This window comes from Streptomyces sp. AC627_RSS907, assembly GCF_019049165.1.
Genome location: NZ_JAGMUE010001509.1, coordinates 1 through 590, shown reverse-complemented (window position 1 = coordinate 590; position 590 = coordinate 1). Strand labels below are relative to the sequence as shown.

Here is a 590-nt window from a genome sequence, read left to right as displayed (position 1 = left end):
ACCTGCACGCGCTGGCCGACGGCGACTTCAGCCCCGTCTTCCTGCGCAACGCCACCGCCTTCGGCTACTCCCCCCGGCTGCGGGCCGACATCGTGCTGAACAACCTGGTGGGCCACGCGCTGCTGTCCGGCGAGGTGTTGGTGCTCTCCGACGGCACCCCCTGGCGCCCGCTGGTGCACGCCGCCGACATCGCCCGGGCCTTCGCGGCGGCGCTGACCGCGCCGCGCGACGCGGTGCACGACCAGGCGTTCAACATCGGCAGCGAGCTGAACAACGTCACGGTCGCCGAGATCGCCGAGCAGGTCGCCGACGCGGTGGCCGGCTCGCGCGTGGTGATCACCGGCGAGACGGGCGCCGACCCGCGCTCCTACCGGGTGGACTTCTCCCGGTTCCGCGCCGCGATACCCGGCTTCGACTGCGAGTGGCCGGTCAAGCGCGGCGCGCTCGAACTCGCCGACGCCTACCGGGCCCACGGGCTGACCCGGGACTCCTTCGAGCGGCGCTTCACCCGGCTCGCCGTGCTGCGCGCGGCGTCCGAGGCCGGCGCCGTGGACGAGACCCTGCGGTGGCGGTCGTGAGCGAGCCGGGCA

The 590-nt window shown here is 74.4% G+C and carries 1 protein-coding gene; it reads left to right on the top strand.

Going from position 1 to position 590, the window contains the following annotated elements; genetic code table 11:
• The coding region (locus KUM32_RS42725) for an NAD-dependent epimerase/dehydratase family protein (RefSeq protein ID WP_217146940.1) at positions 1-578 on the top strand (578 nt) is incomplete at its 5' end.
• Positions 579-590 lie beyond the last annotated feature (12 nt).